This window comes from Brevibacterium sp. MGP-B1 (genome assembly GCF_057766545.1).
In genome coordinates this window covers 3,937,231-3,956,934 of the sequence record NZ_CM173407.1, presented here as the reverse complement: position 1 = coordinate 3,956,934, position 19,704 = coordinate 3,937,231, and the positions used below count along the sequence as shown (strand labels likewise).

15 protein-coding genes are annotated in these 19,704 nt (G+C 64.8%); 4 read left to right on the top strand and 11 right to left on the bottom strand.

Annotation, left to right across the window (positions count from 1 at the left end):
- Positions 1–9 precede the first annotated feature (9 nt).
- From AC3CD9_RS18010 to AC3CD9_RS17995, 4 genes are all read right to left on the bottom strand, one after another.
- Positions 10–1,056 (bottom strand): 2-keto-3-deoxygluconate permease, encoded by a 1,047-nt coding sequence (locus AC3CD9_RS18010; protein ID WP_488365364.1) that lies wholly within the window; start codon positions 1,054–1,056, stop codon positions 10–12.
- A gap of 223 nt (positions 1,057–1,279) precedes the next feature.
- The gene (locus AC3CD9_RS18005; protein WP_488365362.1) at positions 1,280–1,969 is read right to left on the bottom strand and encodes a GntR family transcriptional regulator; all 690 of its coding nucleotides are present in this window, start codon (positions 1,967–1,969) and stop codon (positions 1,280–1,282) included.
- 396 nt (positions 1,970–2,365) lie between these two features.
- Positions 2,366–3,259, bottom strand: coding sequence for a dihydrodipicolinate synthase family protein (locus AC3CD9_RS18000; protein WP_488365361.1), 894 nt, complete (start codon positions 3,257–3,259; stop codon positions 2,366–2,368).
- Positions 3,260–3,302: 43 nt separating this feature from the next.
- A complete protein-coding gene (locus AC3CD9_RS17995) occupies positions 3,303–4,283 on the bottom strand; it encodes an aldo/keto reductase (protein WP_488365360.1) in 981 nt (326 codons plus the stop codon).
- Positions 4,284–4,423: 140 nt separating this feature from the next.
- Here AC3CD9_RS17995 and pdxA point away from each other — a divergent pair, with 140 nt between their 5' ends.
- Together pdxA and AC3CD9_RS17985 are read left to right on the top strand one after the other, a co-directional pair.
- Positions 4,424–6,889 (top strand): 4-hydroxythreonine-4-phosphate dehydrogenase PdxA, encoded by a 2,466-nt coding sequence (gene pdxA, locus AC3CD9_RS17990; RefSeq protein ID WP_488365359.1) that lies wholly within the window; start codon positions 4,424–4,426, stop codon positions 6,887–6,889.
- A 168-nt stretch (positions 6,890–7,057) separates the two neighbouring features.
- Positions 7,058–7,843 (top strand): DeoR/GlpR family DNA-binding transcription regulator, encoded by a 786-nt coding sequence (locus tag AC3CD9_RS17985; RefSeq protein WP_488365358.1) that lies wholly within the window; start codon positions 7,058–7,060, stop codon positions 7,841–7,843.
- 31 nt (positions 7,844–7,874) lie between these two features.
- Here the strand turns inward: AC3CD9_RS17985 and AC3CD9_RS17980 are convergent, their stop codons facing one another.
- Together AC3CD9_RS17980 and AC3CD9_RS17975 are read right to left on the bottom strand one after the other, a co-directional pair.
- The gene (locus tag AC3CD9_RS17980) at positions 7,875–9,044 is read right to left on the bottom strand and encodes a sialidase family protein (RefSeq protein ID WP_488365357.1); all 1,170 of its coding nucleotides are present in this window, start codon (positions 9,042–9,044) and stop codon (positions 7,875–7,877) included.
- 128 nt (positions 9,045–9,172) lie between these two features.
- Positions 9,173–10,546: an Nramp family divalent metal transporter gene (locus AC3CD9_RS17975; protein WP_488365356.1), complete on the bottom strand. Its 1,374-nt coding sequence runs from the start codon at positions 10,544–10,546 to the stop codon at positions 9,173–9,175.
- A 291-nt stretch (positions 10,547–10,837) separates the two neighbouring features.
- Here AC3CD9_RS17975 and AC3CD9_RS17970 point away from each other — a divergent pair, with 291 nt between their 5' ends.
- Together AC3CD9_RS17970 and AC3CD9_RS17965 are read left to right on the top strand one after the other, a co-directional pair.
- Positions 10,838–11,566 carry a sulfite exporter TauE/SafE family protein gene (locus AC3CD9_RS17970; RefSeq protein ID WP_488365355.1) on the top strand — a complete coding sequence of 243 codons (729 nt, stop codon included), beginning with the start codon at positions 10,838–10,840 and terminating at the stop codon, positions 11,564–11,566.
- A 318-nt stretch (positions 11,567–11,884) separates the two neighbouring features.
- Positions 11,885–13,342: a lipase family protein gene (locus tag AC3CD9_RS17965; protein WP_488365354.1), complete on the top strand. Its 1,458-nt coding sequence runs from the start codon at positions 11,885–11,887 to the stop codon at positions 13,340–13,342.
- Between the two features lie 155 nt (positions 13,343–13,497).
- Here AC3CD9_RS17965 and AC3CD9_RS17960 read toward each other — a convergent pair whose 3' ends face one another.
- The 5 genes from AC3CD9_RS17960 to AC3CD9_RS17940 all read right to left on the bottom strand — a co-directional run bounded on the left by AC3CD9_RS17960 (position 13,498) and on the right by AC3CD9_RS17940 (position 19,674).
- On the bottom strand, positions 13,498–13,773 hold the full coding sequence (locus AC3CD9_RS17960) for a hypothetical protein (protein ID WP_488365353.1): 276 nt from the start codon (positions 13,771–13,773) through the stop codon (positions 13,498–13,500).
- A gap of 386 nt (positions 13,774–14,159) precedes the next feature.
- Positions 14,160–15,377 (bottom strand): amidase, encoded by a 1,218-nt coding sequence (locus AC3CD9_RS17955; RefSeq protein ID WP_488365352.1) that lies wholly within the window; start codon positions 15,375–15,377, stop codon positions 14,160–14,162.
- Positions 15,370–16,980, bottom strand: a complete 1,611-nt coding sequence (locus AC3CD9_RS17950; protein ID WP_488365351.1) for an amidase — start codon at positions 16,978–16,980, stop codon at positions 15,370–15,372. Before AC3CD9_RS17950 ends, AC3CD9_RS17955 begins: the two co-directional genes overlap by 8 nt.
- Positions 16,977–18,284, bottom strand: coding sequence for a M20 family metallo-hydrolase (locus tag AC3CD9_RS17945; protein ID WP_488365350.1), 1,308 nt, complete (start codon positions 18,282–18,284; stop codon positions 16,977–16,979). Before AC3CD9_RS17945 ends, AC3CD9_RS17950 begins: the two co-directional genes overlap by 4 nt.
- Positions 18,285–18,348: 64 nt before the next feature.
- Positions 18,349–19,674 carry an MFS transporter gene (locus AC3CD9_RS17940; RefSeq protein ID WP_488365349.1) on the bottom strand — a complete coding sequence of 442 codons (1,326 nt, stop codon included), beginning with the start codon at positions 19,672–19,674 and terminating at the stop codon, positions 18,349–18,351.
- Between the last annotated feature and the right edge of the window lie 30 nt (positions 19,675–19,704).

The following is a 19,704-nucleotide window of genomic DNA, read 5'->3' as shown; positions in this document are numbered from 1 at the left end:
CTCGGCGAACTAGGTTTGATCCGAGTCCACCGATTCGATGTCAGGAGACCCTTCTCTGATTGGGTTGTCCTCCGGATATTCGTTCCTCGGATCGATTCCACGCTTCATCTGCCACTTGTACACAAGAGTCGTCAGGATCGGAGTGAGGATCGCAGTTGTCACCATGGCTCCAGCCACCTGTGTAGTCGCGATTGCGGCAATATCCGCATAACTCGGATCGACCGTCGCCACGACCGCGGGGGTTGCCACAGCATTACCGGCGGTAGACGACTCGGCAGCTCCGGCGATGAGGTTCCTTCTCCCTTTCGGGGTCCGCTTAACACGGTGAATGATGTGCAGGAACAACATCGCTCCGCCTCCGGAGAGAATCACAGTGAGAACTCCCAAAAGGACGCCAGGTGGACCCGCGGACACGATGTCTTTGAAGTCGATACCGGCACCGAGCGGAAACGCAAAGAACGGTATGAGCAGGCTTTCACCGGGCTTAAGAAACTCTCGGATTCGCAAATCGAGATTCCCCAGTAAGAATCCGAGAAGTATCGGGACGATCACCGAGACCAAAGCAACCAGCGGTACGTCTGCCATTCCTGCAGCACCCAATACGACGAGGGTAAAGAACGGACCATCGTTGAGCGCAATGATCGGGAATGTACCACGATCAGTCTTGTTTCCGAACTGGGTCGTCAGAGCAGCAAAGAGCCCACCATTGGAATTGATCATCGCCGCAATAATTGCAAGCGGAGTAAGGGTCCAGAGCGTGCCATCTGGCGCGAAGAATCCGACCAACAATCCCACTGCCACACCCGCCGCAAGTTTGCCGAGAAGAATCGCGAATCCCTTCTGCAGGACCGGACCTGTCGACTTCACAGTCAACTGCGATCCCATAATGAAGAGATAGACGCCGATCACCGCATTTGCGCCGTCTTTGAATGCCGCTTGAGTGAACCCTCCGATTTCAAGAACGTGCGGAAACAAGGTATTGATCGTTGCTCCGAGGAGCAACGGAATGATCATCAAACCGCCTGGAACTTTACTCGCGTACTTCAAGATATTCATCGTGTCTCCTTTGACATGTGAAGGGGTCGAACAATGCTTGGTTTGGCTTAGGTTCGAATCCTGAGGACGTATGCCATTGCCCATACCGTGAAATCGAGATGAGTTGGCGAATTCGCCCGCAGAGGTCCAATGTGTGCGGGCAGAGAACGTGCGTCAGCAGATGCGTTCTCTATTCGGTACAGGTAGGGTCAGTCGTCGCCTCAATCAAATGGCGACTGGTTATTCAGGACATGAAACGGAGGCTGAGAGCCATGGTGATCGCCGATGGGACCAGTGCCGGCACATAGTCAGGGTCGATACTGTGCATGACTGACTTTGCAGTTCGCCCATAATGTTCCGCAACTCGTTCGGCTGCACGTGCAGCATCCCCAGCTCTGTACGACTCGAAGATCTCACTGTGATCTTTTGAGCTCTGCGACCAGTTCATGTCAGAGTCAGTCAGATAGATGTGTCGGTATCTCTCTGCGTGATCGAAATGCCGAGAAATGCTCGTGTCGTATCGCTCGTGAAGGCCTTGAGCCATCGAAAGATGAAAGCTTCGATGGGCTGTACTCCAAGCGTCAATATCATCGGACTGAATTGCCTCGAACATCCTTTCAAGATCCTGCTGGGTGCGCTGCAGGTCTTTGTCCGAGACTCGTTTGGTGGCATGGAATACTGCAAGCGATTCTTGCTGTATACGCATCGCATAAAGCGCATCCAAATCACTGGGATCAACTTGCGAGATCGTAACTCTCTTGTTCGCCTCGACTTTCGCAAGCCCCTCATGCTGAAGCAACCGGAGCGCCTCCCGAAGTGGTGTCCTACTCACACCAAGCTCGTCAGCGAGTTTCACTTGGCTGATCGAGGAATTCGCAGGTATACGGTTCGTGATGATCTCATCCCTGAGGCGCGCATGGGCGTACTCAACCAATCTTCGACTCTCGCCCGGTGCTTTCAGATCTCGCGGCATCGTCGCGTCCCTTCTATTCAAGAACTGCTTATCCCCTCCAACTGTATACAGTTACGTGGCAGATCGGAAGAATGAACCGCGACTTTTTGCTGATTTAGTGAAACTGAGGCCAGGTAACGAGTCACCGAGCGACTGGAGTGCATACACTTTTGGAAAGCGCTGGGATATCATCCATCTACCCAATAGCTCCCGGGGAACACATCTATTGGTGCAACTCCTAGGTGCTTGCCTCTAGCGGGCGTGGTGCTTCGATTCGAGCCACGCCCGACCACCGCTGGTTGCCGGCCCGATTTTCTTGGCGGTCATAATCGCCATAAGGGTCGATCTGACCAATTGAGGCGATTATGATCGCCACGTTCAGGCCAGGCCGCGCTCCACATCGGCGGCGACCGTCGCGGCGACCTGCTTCTTCGCCTCGTCCGAGAGCGCATTGAACGGTGCCCGGGCCGGGCCGAGTCCGAATCCGCGTTCGTTCGCGGCCGCCTTGACGACCGTGTTCGGGTTGCCGAGTGCCAGGCAGTTGCGGATCGGGCGGATGCTGTCCTGTGCGGAGCGCGCAGCATCGATGTCCCCGGCGACGAACAGGTCAAAGATCGAGGCCATGGTTTCCGGGTAGATGTTCGCAATGCCGCTGATCCCTCCGGCACCGCCGGCCAGCAGGGTCCAGAGGATGAGGGAGTCATTGCCGGAGATGACGTCGAAGGTCTCGCGATCGGTGCGCTCGAGGTACTGCAGGATCGTGTCGAAGTTCCCGCTCGAGTCCTTGACCGCGGTGATGTTGTCCACGGCTGCGAGCTTTTCGAGCGTCGCCGGTGCTACGGCATTGCCGGTCCGCGCAGGAATGTTGTAGACGATGATTGGAACGTCGACGGAGTCGGCCACGGCCCGGAAGTGATTCTCGATCTCGACCTGCGAAGCCGCCGCGAAGTACGGGGTGATGATCGACAGCGCGTCGGCACCGGCCGCAGCGGCATCGGCGGCGATCGCGATGGTCTCCTGGGTCGTTGCGGCACCGGCACCGATGACGACGGGGACGGCGCCGGCCACCTCGTCGATGACGATCCGCGCGGCTTCGGCGCGCTCGGCCGCGGACTGAGCATAGAACTCACCGTTCGTGCCGAGGGCGAAGATGCCGTGGACACCGGCGGTGAGCTGACGGCGGACATGGGCGCGCAGGGCCGCCTCGGCGATGTTCTCGTCGTCGTCGAACGGAGTGGCGGTGGCGGCGAGGATGCCTCGGATGGCTGTCATGGTGGTTCCCTCTCAGGTGGTGGAGTGGTTGATCGGCGACGGGTCAGCGGTTGTACTTCGGCTGAGACCCTCGGATCGCTGCGGTCGCCTCGTCGACTGCGGTGAGCACATCGGTCGGCAGCGGGCCTTTGGCGATCGCGGCGATATTGCCCTCGAGCTGGGAGACTCGGCTGGCTCCGAGCAGCAGGGCGGAGATTCCGGGCGCCTCGGCAACCCAGCGCAGGGCGAGTTCGGCCTGCGGGATCCCGGAATCGGTAGCGACGGCGGCGAAGGCCTCGACCGAGGCGAGGACGGAGTCGGAGAGGTAGCGCTGCGAGTACATCGCTGCCAGCACGGATCCCGAGAAACGGTCCCCCGTTCCGTCGGTCGACGGGCGGCGGGCGAGCAGGCCCCCGGCCAGCGGGTTGTAGGCCATCGTTGCGATGCCGTGGGACTGTCCGCATTCGAGCCATTCGTCCTCGATCCGGCGGGCCAGGACGCTGTAGACGTTCTGCGCCACGACGGGGCCCGGAGCGCCCGCGCGCTCGGCGGCGGCGATGACGTCGACTGCCTGCCAGGCGGCGAAGTTCGAGATGCCCAGCGCGGTGATCTTGCCTTCGGCGCGCAGGGCGGCGATGGTCTCGAGCGTCTCGTCGAGCGAGGCCGCACGGTCGGGCTGGTGGAGATAGAAGAGGTCGATCGATTCGACGTCGAGGCGTCGCAGCGATCCTTCGACGCTCGCGCGCAGGCCGGCTGCGGACAGCGGCGAATGCTCGCCGGCGTCGGCGTGGGGCATTCCTGCCTTCGTCGCGAGCACGATCCGGTCCCGATGCTTCTTCACCAGCGGCGAGATGAGGCTTTCGGTCGTCGACTTCGCATATCCGTTGGCGGTGTCGATGCCGGTGATCCCGGCCGCAACGGCCGCTTCGAAGACCTCGTGCGCTGCCGCTTCGGTCACCGTATCGCCGAAGGTCATCGTGCCGAGCACCAGCCGGGACAGGGGGACGGAGACTCCGTCGAGCGTGATGGTCGGGTCTGTGGTCAAGGGAGTCTCCTCGTTGAGTGGGGCAGATCGTCGATACACCGATCTTCCCATCTGTGCGTGGATCGTGCAACAACTTGCGCATTTCGCGCACACATGTCAGTGTAGAAGGTGTTCAGCCGGACCGGACGCAAAGGAGTGCCATGTCAGCAGGCGAATCCGGTGTCCTGGTCATCGCGGACGATCTCAGCGGCGCTGCCGAGGTCGCCGCCACGCTCAATCCGGGCACCCCGATCGTTCTCACCTCGTCGAGTGCAGAGTCCGCGACCGGCTCAGATGACACCATCGCCGAGGCGAACGCCGGCGCAGAATCCGATCGACCCATCGCCGAGGCGGCCGATACAGATCCCCGGGACCTCGTCGTCGATCTCGACTGCCGTTATCTGCCGGCCGAATCGGCCGGCGCCCGCACTTCGGTTGCGCTTCGTGACTTCGGCTCGCCCCGCGCCACACTCATCAAAATCGATTCCCTGCTGCGCGGCAACATCCGCGCCGCGCTCACTGCAGCCATCGACCACGCGAGCGGACCCGTGGTCTTCGCTCCGGCGCTTCCGCAGCAGAGCCGCACGGTCGTCGACGGAGTGCCCTTCGACAACGGAATCCGGCTGAGCAGCACCCGCGCCTGGAGCCTCGAGGACGGCAGCGCACCGGAGACGCTTTCGGATCTGTGCCCCGTCCCCGCCCGCCATTTGGGCCTCGACGAACTGCGGTCGCTGCCCGGCACCGATGCTGCCGACGTCTTCGACGACGCCGCTGACAGCCGCGGCGCCGCTGTCAGTTCGGATGCCAGTGTCGACGCCTCGGATGTCGGCTTCGGTGGCGAGCGCCTCATCACCGCCGATGCAGAGTCGATGGAGGATCTCACCCGTATCGTCGCTCTCGCCGAGGCGACCTCAGCCATCCTCGTCGGCACTTCCGCGCTCGCGCGCGCCTTGGCCGAGCGTCGACGACGTGAACTCACTGCGCCAAGCGACGCATCTGCCCTGGCAGATGCGGGTGACGCACCAACTGTACGACCCGACCCCTCATCATTTCCGCGCACGCCCGCACGGGTCCTCACTCTCCTCGGCACCGCAGCGGAGCGGATCGAGGCGCAGATCGCTCACCTGTGTGACCACTCGGACACGCAAGTGCTCGAACTGCCCGCCGCCGAGGTGGCCGCATGGGCCGACGACCCCCACCGTCTCGACGATTCCGCCGCACGCGTACGCGAGGCCCTGACCGAGTCCCACCTCGTCGTCCGACTCACCGATACGGGAGCCTCCGTCGACCCTCGGCCGCTGCCGAGACTCCTCGCCGAACTCGCCACCCGCGCACTGTCCGGATTCGGACCCGTCGCCCTCGCCGCCGCCGGCGGCGAGACGGCACGAGCCGTGTTCGACCGCCTCGGCGTGCACCGGATCGAAACGATCCGCGAAATCCACCCCGGGGCAGTGCTGTCCACGGTCAGGACCGCCTCGGCGAGCATTGCCGACGACGTCGACCTCGCCGCCGTCGTCACCCGGCCCGGCGGCCAGGGCGGACCCGATTCCCTCACCCTCATCCACGCGGCTCTGACCACCGGTGAGCCCACCACGACCACCGCGGCCACCGTCGCGAACCACGAAGGAGAGTCAATGAACGCGCTTCCCACAGTCGCAGTGACCATGGGCGACGGGGCCGGCGTCGGCCCCGAGATCTGCATCGCCGCCTGCCTCGACCCCTCGGTGCTCGCGGTCGCCGCCCCCGTCGTCATCGGGGATGCCGCACGGCTCGAGCAGGCCGCACAGGTGCTCGGCACCGCGGTCGAGGTCCGCCGCGTCGATTCCCCCGCCGAGGCCGAACACGTGCCCGGAGTCATCAACGTCATCGACCTCGCCCTCCTCCCAGGCGATCTGCCCTGGGGCGAACTCTCCCCCGTCGCGGGAGATGCGGCGTTCCGATATATCGAACGCGCCTCGCAGCTGGCGATGTCCGGTGAGGTGCAGGCGATCTGCACGGCGCCGCTCAACAAGGAGGCCCTCCACTCCGCTGGGCACAAGTACCCCGGGCACACCGAGATGCTCGCCTCGCTCACGGGCACCGAAGAGGTCTCGATGATGCTCTCCTCCCCCAAGCTGCGCGTCATCCACGTGACCACCCACATCGGACTCATCGATGCCGTGGCGAAGATCGAGCCCGGCCTCGTCGAACGCACCGTCCGCCGCGGCCACGATGCACTCGTCCGGGCCGGACTGGAACGACCGCACATCGGCGTCTGCGCGATCAACCCGCACGCCGGTGAGAACGGGCTCTTCGGCTACGGCGAAGAGGAGGAGAAGATCACTCCGGCGATCACGAAGCTCCAGGCCGACGGCATCGACGCCGTCGGACCGCTGTCTGCCGACACCGCATTCTTCCTCGCCGGCCGCGGCGACTACGACCTCATCGTCGCGATGTACCACGACCAGGGGCACGGCCCCATCAAGGTCCTCGGCATCGATGCCGGCGTCAACATCACCGTCGGCCTTCCCGTCATCCGCACCTCGGTCGATCACGGCACCGCCTTCGACATCGCCGGCACCGGCAAGGTCGACACCGAGTCGATGAGCGAGGCGATGCGTCAGGCCGCGGCTCTCGCCGTCGTCTGAGTTCGGAAGGTCATCCGGCGGAAAGGCGAGGTTCGGTCCGCACAACGGAGCACCATGCCAGCGCCGAGGCGGTGGTGCGATCCGCGCGTCACCGCTGTCTGAGTTCTGCGCAGTCCGCGCGAGAATTCGCGATACAGTGGCGATCAACGGCAATCCGACAGGAGAGACATGAACGCAGGCGAACGTCGCGAGGAGATCCTTCAGCTGGCGCGCACCCAAGGTGAGATGAGTGTCGAGACTCTGTCGGAGATGCTCGGAGTCACCGCGTCGACGATCCGCCGGGACCTGGCGAAGCTCACCGATTCCGGCGAATTGGCCCGCACCTACGGCGGTGTCATCGCTGTGCCCACCGAGTCCGAGACCACGCTGGCCGAACGCTCCCACGAAGCCCCCGAGGTGAAACGGGCCATCGGCTCCTGGTGCGCCAGGCAGGTCCCTGCCGGCTCGCATGTGCTCCTCGACGCCGGCACGACGACCGCGCAGGTCGCCCGTGCGCTCCGGGATACCGCTCCTCTGTCCGTGGTGTCCTCCGGCCTGACATCACTGCAGCAGATGGCCGACCTCGAGGACGTCGAATTCACCCTCCTCGGGGGCCGCTACCGCCCCGTCAGCCAGGGATTCATCGGTCCCATCACCGAGGCGGGGCTGGAGAAATTCACCTTCGACTTCGCCTTCCTCGGCGCCGATGCCGTCACCGCCGAGGACGGCGTGTGCGAGGCCCTGCCCGAACAGGTCCGCCTCAAAGAGCTGATGAGCCGCCGCGCCACCCACGTCTTCGTTCTCGCCCATGCGGAGAAGCTCGGCCAGCGGCCCTTCCATGCCTGGGCCGACCTCGGCAGCGGCTGGACGCTCGTCACCGACGATTCGGCCGATCCGGCGCAGATCACACCGTTCGAAGACCGCGGAATCGGCGTCGTCCGTGTCGACCAGATGGGCAACGCCGGGCAGAGCTGACGGCACGCGAGCATACAGAAGCCCCGGCGACTCAGCCCCAGAGTTTGCAGTCGGTGTGGACCTGATCCTCGACTCCGGAGATCCATTCCTCGTCGAAGACGACGTGTCTGATCGCCCGGCGGGAGCTAAAGGCGTAGACAACGTGGATGAGACCGTCGGCGTCGACGATGCCGTGCGGGTACTCCTGCCGACGATTGCTGCGTAGGTTGCCGTCACCGGAGAACCCGTCACCGGGTTCGATGACTCGACGCACGGGCCAGGTGCGGCCCTCATCGTTCGACACTGCGATGACGATCCGCATCCGTTCGTACGGCCAGACCACCTCGCCTGGTTCCGTGGCGACCTGGTGCTCGTTCGAGACGAGAGCGAGCATGCCCGAGGGCAGACGGAAGGCGCTGATACCGGCATTGTTGTTCGGCACCTCGGTGGCCTCGGGCACCGACCAGGTCTCTCCTCCGTCTTCGGAGCGGCTGAGGTAGACCCAGTCGGCGAAGCGTGAGCGGAAGAGGCTGACGAGGCGTCCCGGTTCGAGCTCGACGACGTTCGGGTGGACCCGGCCTGCGGCGTCGGGGAACTCGACCTGTCTCCAGGTCGATCCCTGATCCGTGGAGATCTGGACGACCGGTTGGTCGGAGCCGTTCTTCGAATCGTCGTCGAAGCACAGCCACTGAGTGTGCACCCACGTCCCGTCCTCAAGGACCTGGATGGGCTGCCGGCAGAACGTCCCCTCCCGGTCGAAAAGCGTCTCCGGTTCGCTCCAGCTCACTCCATCGTCGGTCGAACGGATCACTTTGACCACGGAGGTGTGCTGGAGGTTGAAGGTCTCGGGGACCCCGGACTGCCGCGACAGCTGGGAAGTATAGACGAGCCGGATATCCCCGTCGGGGGAGGCGAAGAGACCTGGGTTCTGATCAGATCGGATCTCATCGTGGGTCACCGCCGCCGAGGCGGTCCACCGTCCCGTATCGACGTCGAACCGGGAGACCAGGATGTCGATGTCCTTGTTTCCCTCATCGCTGCCGCCGAACCAGGCGGCCAGGAGTCCTCCGCCGGGCAGGGGCAGGATCGACGGCGCGTGGTTCGAGCGCCGATCGGTCGGGATCACCGCGGCCGCGGAACCGTCGTCCTCGAAGAAGCGGAGCCGGCCGTCAGCCGACGGTGCGGGAACTCGTTCGAGGGCAGGCTGGGACAGCAGTGTCATGGGTGTCTCCTCCATGTCTTGGCAACGGAATCAGGGTACGTAAGAGTGCGCCGCCTCGGCGGTATCGTTCGCACGGCAGCCGCGGGCCGCCTCGGCGAGGGAATCCCCGAACCGACGGTCCGAACTCATCATCCGAACGCGGTCTGGAACATCGCGGGGATCTGCATGGCGATCTGGACGCCGACGACGATGGCGATGATGCCGAGGAGAAGCAGCAGTCCGGTCTGCCATTTCCGATTGACCGCGTAGGAGTGCATGTGCTTCTTCCGCGATGTCAGCAGCAGGATGCACACGACGATGATCGGGAGGCTGAGCACGGTGGAGATCGCGGTGCCGACGATGTTGAGCGAGATGAGGTCCGGGGCGCCGGGGATCGTCGAGGCCAGAGGCAGGATGATGAAGACGATCGCCTGGATCCACCGGAATGCGGGGTTCTCCTCGTCGCGGCCGAGGAACTTCCGCATCGACGGCACGGTGTGGTTGATGCCGTTGATGACCAGCTGGGAGAAGCCGCGCGACTGCGGCGGGAAGCTCGTCATCGCGGCGAAGAAGATGCACATCCACAGCAGGGACGGGCCGATCGGACCGACGGCGACCGAGAGCATGTGGGAGAGGTCGAATTCGTCGGCGATGGAGAATCCGGGGTGTGCGGCGCTGAATTCGGCGGCGACGATCCAGAACAGGAGGTTGATGATGAGCAGCGGGGCCATGCCGGCGATGAGGTCGAACTGCTGGATCTTGCGATACTTCGGGCCGACCCAGCCCTTGTCGCGCATGAAGCCCGAGTAGAGGAGGTTGGGCATGTTGCCGGCGATCGTGCCGATGGTCGCCGAGGCGATGACGATGGGGGCGAATGCCGAGGTGTTCTGCTCCTTCGGGATCTCGAAGGCCATGCCCTGGACGAAGCCGGCGATGTCGAAGGTCCCGATCTTGATGAGCGCGTAGACGAAGGCGATGATCATCGCGACCGAGGCGAAGCGGGCGAAGTATTCGAGGACGACGAACTGCTTGCGCAGCATGACCAGCGACAGGGTGAGAGCGACGATGATAATCGCGCAGAAGAACCGTCCCCAGCTGCCTCCCCACTCACCGCCGGTGAGTTCGTGGAGCCCGACGGCCGCGGCGAGGAGGAAGGTGGCCTGGGTGATGAAGCCGGCGATGAGGACGACCGCGGCCATAATCCCCGGCAGCGCCGGTGACAGGCGGGCGAATCCGTCGAGGATCTGCGTGTCCCCGTGCTTGTTCATCAGCGTGTACTTCGCGATGGACGAGATGATGAACGTGCGGGCGACGAGCGAGAGGATGAGCGTCCACAGCAGCGCATACCCGTAGGAGGCGCCGGAGACGGAGGAACTGACGAGGTCGCCGGTGCCCAGGAAGGACATGGCCAGCACGAGGCCGGGCCCAACCGAGGTGACGAGACCGAGACCGCGCGGCAGCGGATTCTGCGCGGGCATCGAAGAGACAGAGCTGCGTTTCACGCTATGGACGTCGGCGGCCATGGCTGCACTCCCATGTGTAGATGGACATCTGAGCGATTGCCCGATGAATGATGCAAGGATTGGTCCGCGTCATCACCGTGCGCAATCTTCGTAAAGAATATCCCACACATGCGCATTGTGCGCAAGCTATTTCGCAAAGAAGATGCTGAATTGTTCGTTCTGCGCATAGAATAGGTGCTCAGAACGCGCAATCTGCGCCGCACGGCCCATTGTCGTGAGCGGCGAGTGCCGTCTGACCGGAGGCCCGCAGATGTCTGACCGCGGCACCCACAGCGGAGGAATGAGGAATCGATGGAGATCGTCCAGTACCTGATCATCGGGATCGTGGTGCTGGGTTCAGCCTGCCTGCAGGGCTCCATCGGATTCGGCCTCGGCATGATCACCGCACCCGTGCTCGCCCTCCTGCGCCCCGACTTGCTGCCGTCCGCCCTTCTGCTGCTGGCCACCCTCACCTCATTCACGGCATTCGCCCGTGAGCGTCAGGACGTCGATTGGAAGCTCGTCGGCTGGGGCGCCCTCGGACGACTGCCCGGAATCGCTATCGGCACCGCCGCCGTGGTGCTGCTGCCGGATTCCGGGCTGTCTCTGATGCTCGCGATCACAGTTCTCGCCGGTGCCGCATTCAGCCTGGTCGGCTGGTCACCGGCGGCCTCGCACCGCAATATGTTCTTCGCGTCGTCGGTCTCGGGGATCTTCGGCACGGCCACGAGCATCGGCGGACCCCCGATCAGCCTCATCATGCGCTCGCTCGATCCGTCATCGATGCGCTCGACGATGAGCGCCTACTTCACCCTCGGCAGCATCCTGTCTCTGACGGGACTGACCATCGGCGGCGAAGTCGGCACCAGACACCTCATCGCAGCGGCGGTCCTGCTGCCGTTCATGCTCATCGGACTGTGGCTGTCGAACTTCGTCATCCGACGCGCCGACCGCCGACTCCTCTACCGCCTCGCCGTCGGTGCCTCGATCGTCGGCGCGCTCCTCGTCATCGTCGAAGTCGTTCGCACCCACCTCGCCTGATCAGACCCGACCAGCTCTGACCCGGCACGACCTGACCCGACCTGACCAGTCCTGACCAATCCTGACCCTGCACGACCAGACCCGACCCGACCAGACAACAGACCGAATCTGCCACTTAACTACCACTCAGTTCTACTATCAAGTAATGTTTGTGGTGCCCGTCACAATCAGGGCGTCCAACGGTGAACACTCTGGCCGACGGCACCCCGTCATCACACCGACTTCACCGTCACGGTGCACTCCACCGCGATCTGCACCGGCACTACTGTCCCGCACCTTCTCAATGCCGAGAGACATGGCAGAACAGGACCACCGCCTATGAGCACGCCAACCACAGCACTGCCGACCACCTCCTCACACGGGCCCCGTCGTCGCCTCCAGGCCCTGAGCGCCGCAGCCGTCGTCGGCCTCGCACTCACTTTGTGCACGGCCACCGCACCAGCCCGGGCCACCGAACTCGTTCCGCAGACCGATGCCGAGGCCGAACAGTTCCTCGACGACCGTGCGGCAGAGGATCCGAGCACACTCAATCGCGAATCCGTCCCCGAGGGCATCAGCGTCGAACAGGCGAAGAAAGCCGTCGAGAAGACCGACGAACTCACGCCCGCCGACGTCGAATACGCCGCTGCGCAGGAAGACCTGCCGGCATCAGGAGTCCCCGGAGACTTCTATCAGACCCCGGACTCGCTGCCGAGCGAGGACGGCACAGTGCTCAAGCAGGCCGACTCGGAGTTCTACCTCGATCCGGTGAAACTCATCAAGCATGACGCAAAATCGAAGGTCTTCATGTACAAGACCACTGATGAGAAGGGCCAGGCCCGAGCCGCGACCGCCACCCTGCTCACGCCGAACGGCGCGAGCGGCCATGCCGACGATGCCGTCGTCATCTCGCCGGGCACTCAGGGCGTCGCCGACAAGTGCGCTCCCAGCCGTCAGCTGGGCATGGGAACCGAGTACGAGGGGATCTCCGTCGCCTCAGCCCTGGCCGCGAAGCATCCTGTCGTCGTCGTCGACTACATGGGACTCGGCACCGAGGGCACTCACCACTTCGTCGATCGCGTCGAAGAGGGGCGGTCGGTCCTCGATGCGGCACGTGCCGTCCAGCAGGTCGATGGCAGCGAGATCGACGAGGACACCAAGCTCCAGCTGCGCGGCTACTCGCAGGGCGGTCATGCCACGACGGCTGCACTGGAACTCCAGAAGGAGTGGGCACCCGAGCTCAACATCGCCTCGGCTTCGGCCGGCGCAGTGCCGGTCGATCTGCACAAGACCGTGTCCGGGCTCTCGAGCGTCTACACGGCATTCGCGCTCTACGGTGTCGTAGGGTTCGCCGAGCAGGCCGACATCGATACAAGCGACTTCCTCAACGAGAAGGGGCAGAAGATACTGGCCGAAACAGCCGACAAGTGCACCGTCGAAGCCCTGCTCTCGACAGCCTTCACAGATGGGAAGTCGCTGACGAAGAACGGCGAGTCATTCACCGACATCATCGACGAGAACTTCACGGACATCGTTGACCGGCAGCGGTTGGGCAAGGCCGAGGTGCCGGATGTTCCGCTCCTGGTCAACCACAGCCGCCTCGACGACGTCATCTCGTTCGATCAGGGCAAGGAACTCGCCTCGACGTGGTGCCGAGCCGGCCACAAGGTGGCGTTCGAGGACAACCTCGGACCCACGCACATCGGCGGCTACGTCGCCGCGCTGCCGCGCATCGAAACCTTCACCACCCGCACCTTCGCGGGCAAGGCTCCGCTCGACAGCTGCTGGAGGCTGTGACCTCCCATCTCGCCGAGGTGGCCCACCCAGCTGAGGATTCTGTCCTCACCGAGGTGGCCCGCCCAGTCGAGGAGCCCATACGCCCGAGGCGGTCCACCCTGAACGGGGTGGACCGCCTCGGCGATATGCATCAGGTTGGGCTGTTCCGGTGACTGTCACATGACGTAGGAGAGGATCATCGAGACGAGGGTCGCGACGACGACGGAGTTGAAGGCGAAGGTGATGATGACGTTCGTGCGCACCATTCGCCAGGCCTTCCGCGACATTGCTCGGCCGGGGAGCGCGGCCGTCATCGTCGATGACAGCACGGAGAAGGTCAGGTAGTCGCCGAACTCGCGTGGACCTTCCATCTCGAATTCGAGTTGCCGTTCCCCCGGGCTGCCGCCGCGGCTGAGGTCGAGACGCATGAACTCGAGTGCGAACGAATACACGAGCACCGCTCACGAGGCGATGACATTCGCGATGCCGAGCGCTGCAGAGACGACGATGCTGGCGCTCGAGTCAGAGGTGACGAGGAAGATGTTGAAGATGAATGCAAGGAAAGCAGCCATGGTCGCCCAGGACACTGCTCCGCCCATCCCGAACCACCGCGACCACCACCGTCGGCGGTTCGCCACTGACCACCGGGAATGGACGATGAGCTCGGTCTCGTCGGCCCGGCTCCGGTTCGTTCGACGCGGCGGCTGTTCGAGTTCAGCCTGGTCGAGGGTGGGCTCGACTCGGCCGATCTCCGAATCGGACCGGTGGCACCGAGTCAGATCAGGCGATCCCCGATGTAATCGGACTGATCCCCAAGTCAGACCGGCCAAGGGTCTAGTCAGACCAGCTGAGAGGCGAAGGCGAGCAGGTCGCGGTCGCCGCCGGGGCGGCCGACCAGCTGCACCGCCTGCGGTCCATCTCCGGCCCCGGCCCTGGGCAGCGGGATCGTCAAGGCCGGCCAGCCGAGCACGTTGAATGGCATCGAATAGCGCATGAACTTCGCCGCCGTGCCGGAGTCGATCTCATCCCAGCGGACCACGGGTCCGTCGATGGCCGGAGTGAGCAGGAAGTCAGTGCCACCGAAGGCCGCGAGCGACCGTTCCCGCAGTTCGGCGAGCGCGTCCAGCTGCTTTCGGTATTCGGCCTCGCAGAGGCCTCGGCCGGCTTCGATCTTCGTGGCCACACCCGGTTGGTAGTCGGCGGCACGCTCGGCGAAGAGGTCTCTGTGGACCTCGAATGCCTCATAGAGGCGGATGTAATCGTAGATCGGTGCGAGGTCGTCGAGGAGTTCGTCCAGGGCCGACCCATTCGCCGAGGTGATCGTGAGGTCGGGCACCGACATGAGCATGTCTTTCGCCCGGTCATCGTCATCGGCGAAGAGACTGACATCGATGGTGTGTGCACTGTTCCCCCGGTCATCACCCGCACCGGCTCCCGCGATCACGTCGAAAGCCGTGGTCAGCAGGCCGAGGTCGGAGGCGAAGAGTCCGACGGTGTCGAAGCTCTGCGAGAGCGGGAAGACTCCGTCGACGGGCACGACGCCGAAGGTCGGTTTGAATCCGAGCACGCCCTGGCAGGCCGCCGGCACCCGCACAGATCCGGCCGTGTCGGTACCCAAAGCCAACGGCACCACCCCGGCGGCAACGAGTGCGGCCGATCCGGAGCTCGACCCGGCGGTGCACAGTGCCGCATCGACGGGATTGACGACGCGGCCGAAGGCGGATTCGTCGCCGAGGATTCCGTAGGAGTACTCCTGGCAGTTCGTCTTCGCCACAGGGATCGCGCCCGCCGCTTCGAGTCGGTCGACGACCGGCGCCGAGGTAGCAGCCGGGGCATCGCTGCGCATATTCGATCCCATCGTAGTCGGGTATCCGACGAGGTCGATGACGTCTTTGATCGCGAAGGGAATCCCTTCCAATCGCCGAGGCGGCTGACCGGAGTCGCGACGTCCGACGGATTCCGCGGTGAGGACATTCGCGCGGTCGACGGTCATCGCTGTGACGGCGTTGAACAGCGATCCGGCTCGCTCCACCTCGGCGAGGGTGTGCTCATCCATCCGATGAGCCTATCTGAACCGTCGGCACCAGTCCGGTCCATGGGCACAGCGCTTCGATGGCGGCGGCGACGTCGAAGGCGCGGGTGTCGTCATAGGGGTGAGCGATGACTTGGACGCCGGTGGGGATGCCGCAGTCAGCCATGCCGGAGGGGACGTTGACGATCGGCACGCGGTTGCAGATATTGAATGGCATCGTCATATGCGCCTGCCAGTAGTGGTCGAGGCGAACGCCGTCGGCGCTGCCCCCGGTTCGCGCGCCGCCGGTCCCGTCCGGCCCGGAAGCGTGTTCCCCTTCGCGACCGACGCCGTCGGCACCGATCGTGATCCCGTCGAGGTAGCTGGCCCCGGCCTCCAATCCCGCCACCGCCGAGGTGGGGGCCAAGAGCACATCGAACCCGTCCATCGCTGCGGCGAGCTCCGCCTGGATCTGCGCTTCCATGGCGAGACCGTCATAGAAGGAACGACGGGAGGCGACCGCCTCGGCGTCGGCCATGAACCGCAGCGTGTATTCGGCCAGGGTGTCCTCGTGGCCGCGGGTGGCGGCGCGCATGGCGGGGGCGAGGAGATTCCCGAAGTGCGTGAACGCGGTCTCGAAGATCCGCTCGGCCGTCCACGGCAGTTCGATCTCCTCGACGTGTGCCCCGGCCGATTCCAGCGCCGAGGCGACCGCGCGGGTATTCGCTTCGATGTCCTTCCCGACGGGGAAGTCCCCCAAGCGCACGCACAGCGCGACCCTGCGTCCGCGGAGCCGATCGGCCGCCTCGGCGGGGTCGAAGTCATCGAGGAACCCGGGCGAGGCGATGGTCGCATGATCGCTCGGATCGACCCCGACCATGACCTTGGCGAGCAGTGCGGCGTCGGCGACGGTGCGCGCCATCGGCCCGTCCCCGCGGTACCAGTCCGCGGCCAGAGGCTGGGCACCGGGGATCCGACCGTACGGAGCCTTGTAGCCGACGGTGCCGGTGAAGGCGGCGGGCAGCCTCGTCGATCCGGCGATGTCCGAGGCCGTGGCTAGGGGCGCAAACCCGGCTGCCAGCGCAGCACCGGACCCGCCGGAGGACCCGCCCGGAGAGAGGTCCGGGTTCCACGGATTGCGGGTCACGCCCCACATCGGCGAGTGCGTGATCGTCGCGCAGCTGAACTCCGGAGAGGTCGCTCGGGCGTGGACGAATCCGCCGGCGGCGCGGATGCGGGCGATGATCGCGGCATCATGGTCGGCGACGGTGTCGCGTTCGTGCAGCAGCCCTTGAGTGAGGCCGCGGCCGGCGAGCGTGTGCTTCTCCTTGGCGATCACGGGAAGTCCGAGCAAGGGCCGGGTGGCGGCCGCCTCGGCGAGGTCATCAGCGGTCGCATTGACGTAGAACGTCTCCGCTTCCCGCGCCGAGGTGACCGCCTCCTCGACGACTTCGGTGACCGCATTGATGCGCTCGTCTTCGGCGGTGATGCGGCCGATGAAGGAGGTCAGGTAGTCGATTGGGGACAGATCCTTGGACCGGAAGGCGGCGAGCGCCTCGGCGGCGGACAGGGTCCAGGGTTCGGTCGTCGAGCTGGTCGGGACTGCGGCCGAGGCGGCGGCGCTGGGGCGCGGATCGGCGTTGCTCATGCGCGCGCCTCGGCGACGGACGAACCGACCCAGACGGCACCGTCACGGACATCGGCGAGCTCACCGCGCACGAGTTCGCCCGCCACGGAGGTGAGGACACGGACGCCGCGGAGCATGTCCTCATCGGTGGTGAACTCGCGTTCGCAGTGGGAGACGCCGTCGACGCTGGGAACGAACATCATCACGGCGGGCACGCGGTGATTCATCGCCACGGAATCGTGGCCGGCCATCGTCTCCAACCGGCGGATGCTCAGACCTTCATTGGCGACAGCCTTCTCGGCGAGTTCGACGCCTTCGGTCGGGAAGTGGCGCTTGTCGCGGATGTCGAAGTCGCGGGCGTTGATGGTGATGTCGTGGGCACGGGCGATCTCGGCGATCTGTGTCTTCAGTGAGTTGCGGGCGGCTTGGACGATGGCCGGATCGGAGGAGCGGAGGTCGGCGACCATGTGGACGCGGCGGGGAACGACGATCGGCGAGTTCGGTTCGACGACGTGCTGGCCGACCGAGGAGACGAGGGCTTCTTCCTCGAACTCGTCGACCACCTCGGCGACGGCGAGGACGACCTTGGCCGCGGCGACGAGCGCGTCGTGGCGGTCGGCCATGGCTGTGGCTCCGGTGTGGGATTGTTCGCCGAGGACGTCGATGTCGAGTTTCTGCGTGTACCAGCTGGACTCGACGACGCCGATGTCCGTGGCTTCGCGTTCGAGGATGCGGCCCTGTTCGATGTGGATCTCGGCGTAGGTGATCGCCTCGGGCGGGGTATCGGTGCCGGCATAGCCGATGGAGTTGAGGGCTTCGGCGACGGTGGTGCCTTCGAGGTCGGCGACGGCGAGCATCTCATCGAGGTCGAAGAGCCCGGCGTAGACGGAGCTGCCCATGATCGATGGGGCGAAGCGACCGCCTTCTTCGTTGAACCAGTTGACGACGGCGAGGTTGAAGGTGGGCTGCAGGCCAGATTCGGCGAGCTCCTCTTTGACGCGCAGGGCCGCGAAGAGGGCGGCGATGACTCCGTAGGCTCCGTCGAAGCGGCCGCCGAGCGGCTGCGAGTCGAGGTGGGAGCCGATGAGGACGTACGGGGCATCGGGGACGAATTCGAGGCACGCGAACATGTTCCCGATCGCATCGACGCGCACGTCGAAGCCTTTGTCCGTCGCCCAGCCGCGCATCCAGTCACGCGTCTGCTTATCTTCGGCCGTCAGCGCCTGCCGGTCGACGCCGTTGTTGTCGGTGGCACCGATGGTGGCGACGAAGTGGAAGTCTGCGAGGAAGGCCGCGTCGGAGGATGGGGGTGCCTGATGGTTCATTGCTGATCGCTGCTTTCTTGTGGGTGGGTGTGGTTTGCGCGGGTCTGTGGCAGGGTTGGCGCACCTACCCCAGCCGTCCGCGGGTCTCGGGGAGGCGCGTGACGAAGATGAGGACGAGGCACACGGCGGCCGCGGCGGCCATGTAATACCCGGGTGCGGTGTTGACGCCGGTGATGTCGACGAGCCACGTGCCCACGAACGGAGCGGTTCCGCCGAGCGCCGCGTAGGAGATGTTGTAGCTGATGGCCGCCGAGGTGAACCGCGTCTTCGTCGAGAAGCGCTCGCAGAAGAAGGTGTAGCAGCCGCCGCCGTAGCAGCAGAGCGCGAGGACGAAGATCGTCTGCCCGAGGAATGCCAGCCCCATGTGTCCGCTGGTGACCAGCCCGAATGCCGGCACCGAGGTGACCGCGAGCAGGATCGCACCCGCGATGAGCATGGGCCGACGTCCGAATCGATCACCGAGGTGGCCGGCGATGGGCAGGAAGATCGTGTAGCTGGCCATGGCGATCGCGTTTGTCAGCAGCGACTGTTCGCGGCTGAGGTCGCCGGTTGTCTGGATGTAGGTGACGAAGTACGCCGAGAGCATGTAGAAGCCGAGCGCGGTGACGCCGAGGACGAAGAAGACCTGGAGCATTCCGACCCAGTTCTCGCGGAAGGAATCGCGGATCGGGCTGAACTCTTTGGGCCGTTCGGCGGCGGTCTTCTTGAACAGCTCGGATTCGTCGGTCTTCGACCGGATCCACAGTCCGACAGCCGACAACGGCAGCGCCAGGAGGAACGGAACGCGCCAACCCCATGAGTCGAATGAGGCGTCGCTCATCATCGTCGACAGCAGGAGGATGAGGCCGCCGGCGAACACCGAGGGCAGAGCCGTCGCGGCCAGGGTGATGTTGATCCACAGTCCGCGTTTGGACACCGGAGCGTGCTCGTAGACGAACGAGGGGCCGCCGACGGATTCGCCGCCGGCAGAGAAGCCCTGGCCGAGTCGGGCGAGGATGAGCAGGATCGGCGCGAACCACCCGATCGTGTCGAAGCCGGGGAGGATGCCGATGAGGGCTGTGCAGGCTCCGACGAGGAAGATCGTGATGGTCAGGGTCTGCCGCCTGCCGACCTTGTCGCCGAGAGCTCCGAAGAACAGTCCGCCGAGGGGGCGCATGACGAACGCGACTCCGAAGGTCGCGAAGATGACCAGCAGACCGGTGATCCGGTCGCCGTCGGGGAAGAAGTACTCGGACAGGATGACCGCGGAGAGTCCGTAGAGCGTGAAGTCGTAGAACTCGACGAACTGGCCGATGCTGCCGCCGAGGAGCACCTTCCGCTGCATTGTCGTCGACCGGCCGCGGCCGCCGGCTGTGGGCGTGTGCTCCTGGTCGGTGGTGGGAGTGGACATCAAAGCTCCTTTGCTCTGTCCCATGACGGG

Coding starts and splice junctions, on each gene's coding strand:
- pdxA (WP_488365359.1), top strand. CDS start 4,424: ATGTCAGCAGGCGAATCCGGTGTCCTGGTCATCGCGGACGATCTCAGC.
- AC3CD9_RS18000 (WP_488365361.1), bottom strand. CDS start 3,259: ATGACAGCCATCCGAGGCATCCTCGCCGCCACCGCCACTCCGTTCGAC.
- AC3CD9_RS17965 (WP_488365354.1), top strand. CDS start 11,885: ATGAGCACGCCAACCACAGCACTGCCGACCACCTCCTCACACGGGCCC.
- AC3CD9_RS17945 (WP_488365350.1), bottom strand. CDS start 18,284: ATGAACCATCAGGCACCCCCATCCTCCGACGCGGCCTTCCTCGCAGAC.
- AC3CD9_RS17970 (WP_488365355.1), top strand. CDS start 10,838: ATGGAGATCGTCCAGTACCTGATCATCGGGATCGTGGTGCTGGGTTCA.
- AC3CD9_RS17955 (WP_488365352.1), bottom strand. CDS start 15,377: ATGGATGAGCACACCCTCGCCGAGGTGGAGCGAGCCGGATCGCTGTTC.
- AC3CD9_RS17980 (WP_488365357.1), bottom strand. CDS start 9,044: ATGACACTGCTGTCCCAGCCTGCCCTCGAACGAGTTCCCGCACCGTCG.
- AC3CD9_RS18010 (WP_488365364.1), bottom strand. CDS start 1,056: ATGAATATCTTGAAGTACGCGAGTAAAGTTCCAGGCGGTTTGATGATC.
- AC3CD9_RS17985 (WP_488365358.1), top strand. CDS start 7,058: ATGAACGCAGGCGAACGTCGCGAGGAGATCCTTCAGCTGGCGCGCACC.
- AC3CD9_RS17940 (WP_488365349.1), bottom strand. CDS start 19,674: ATGTCCACTCCCACCACCGACCAGGAGCACACGCCCACAGCCGGCGGC.
- AC3CD9_RS17950 (WP_488365351.1), bottom strand. CDS start 16,980: ATGAGCAACGCCGATCCGCGCCCCAGCGCCGCCGCCTCGGCCGCAGTC.
- AC3CD9_RS17975 (WP_488365356.1), bottom strand. CDS start 10,546: ATGGCCGCCGACGTCCATAGCGTGAAACGCAGCTCTGTCTCTTCGATG.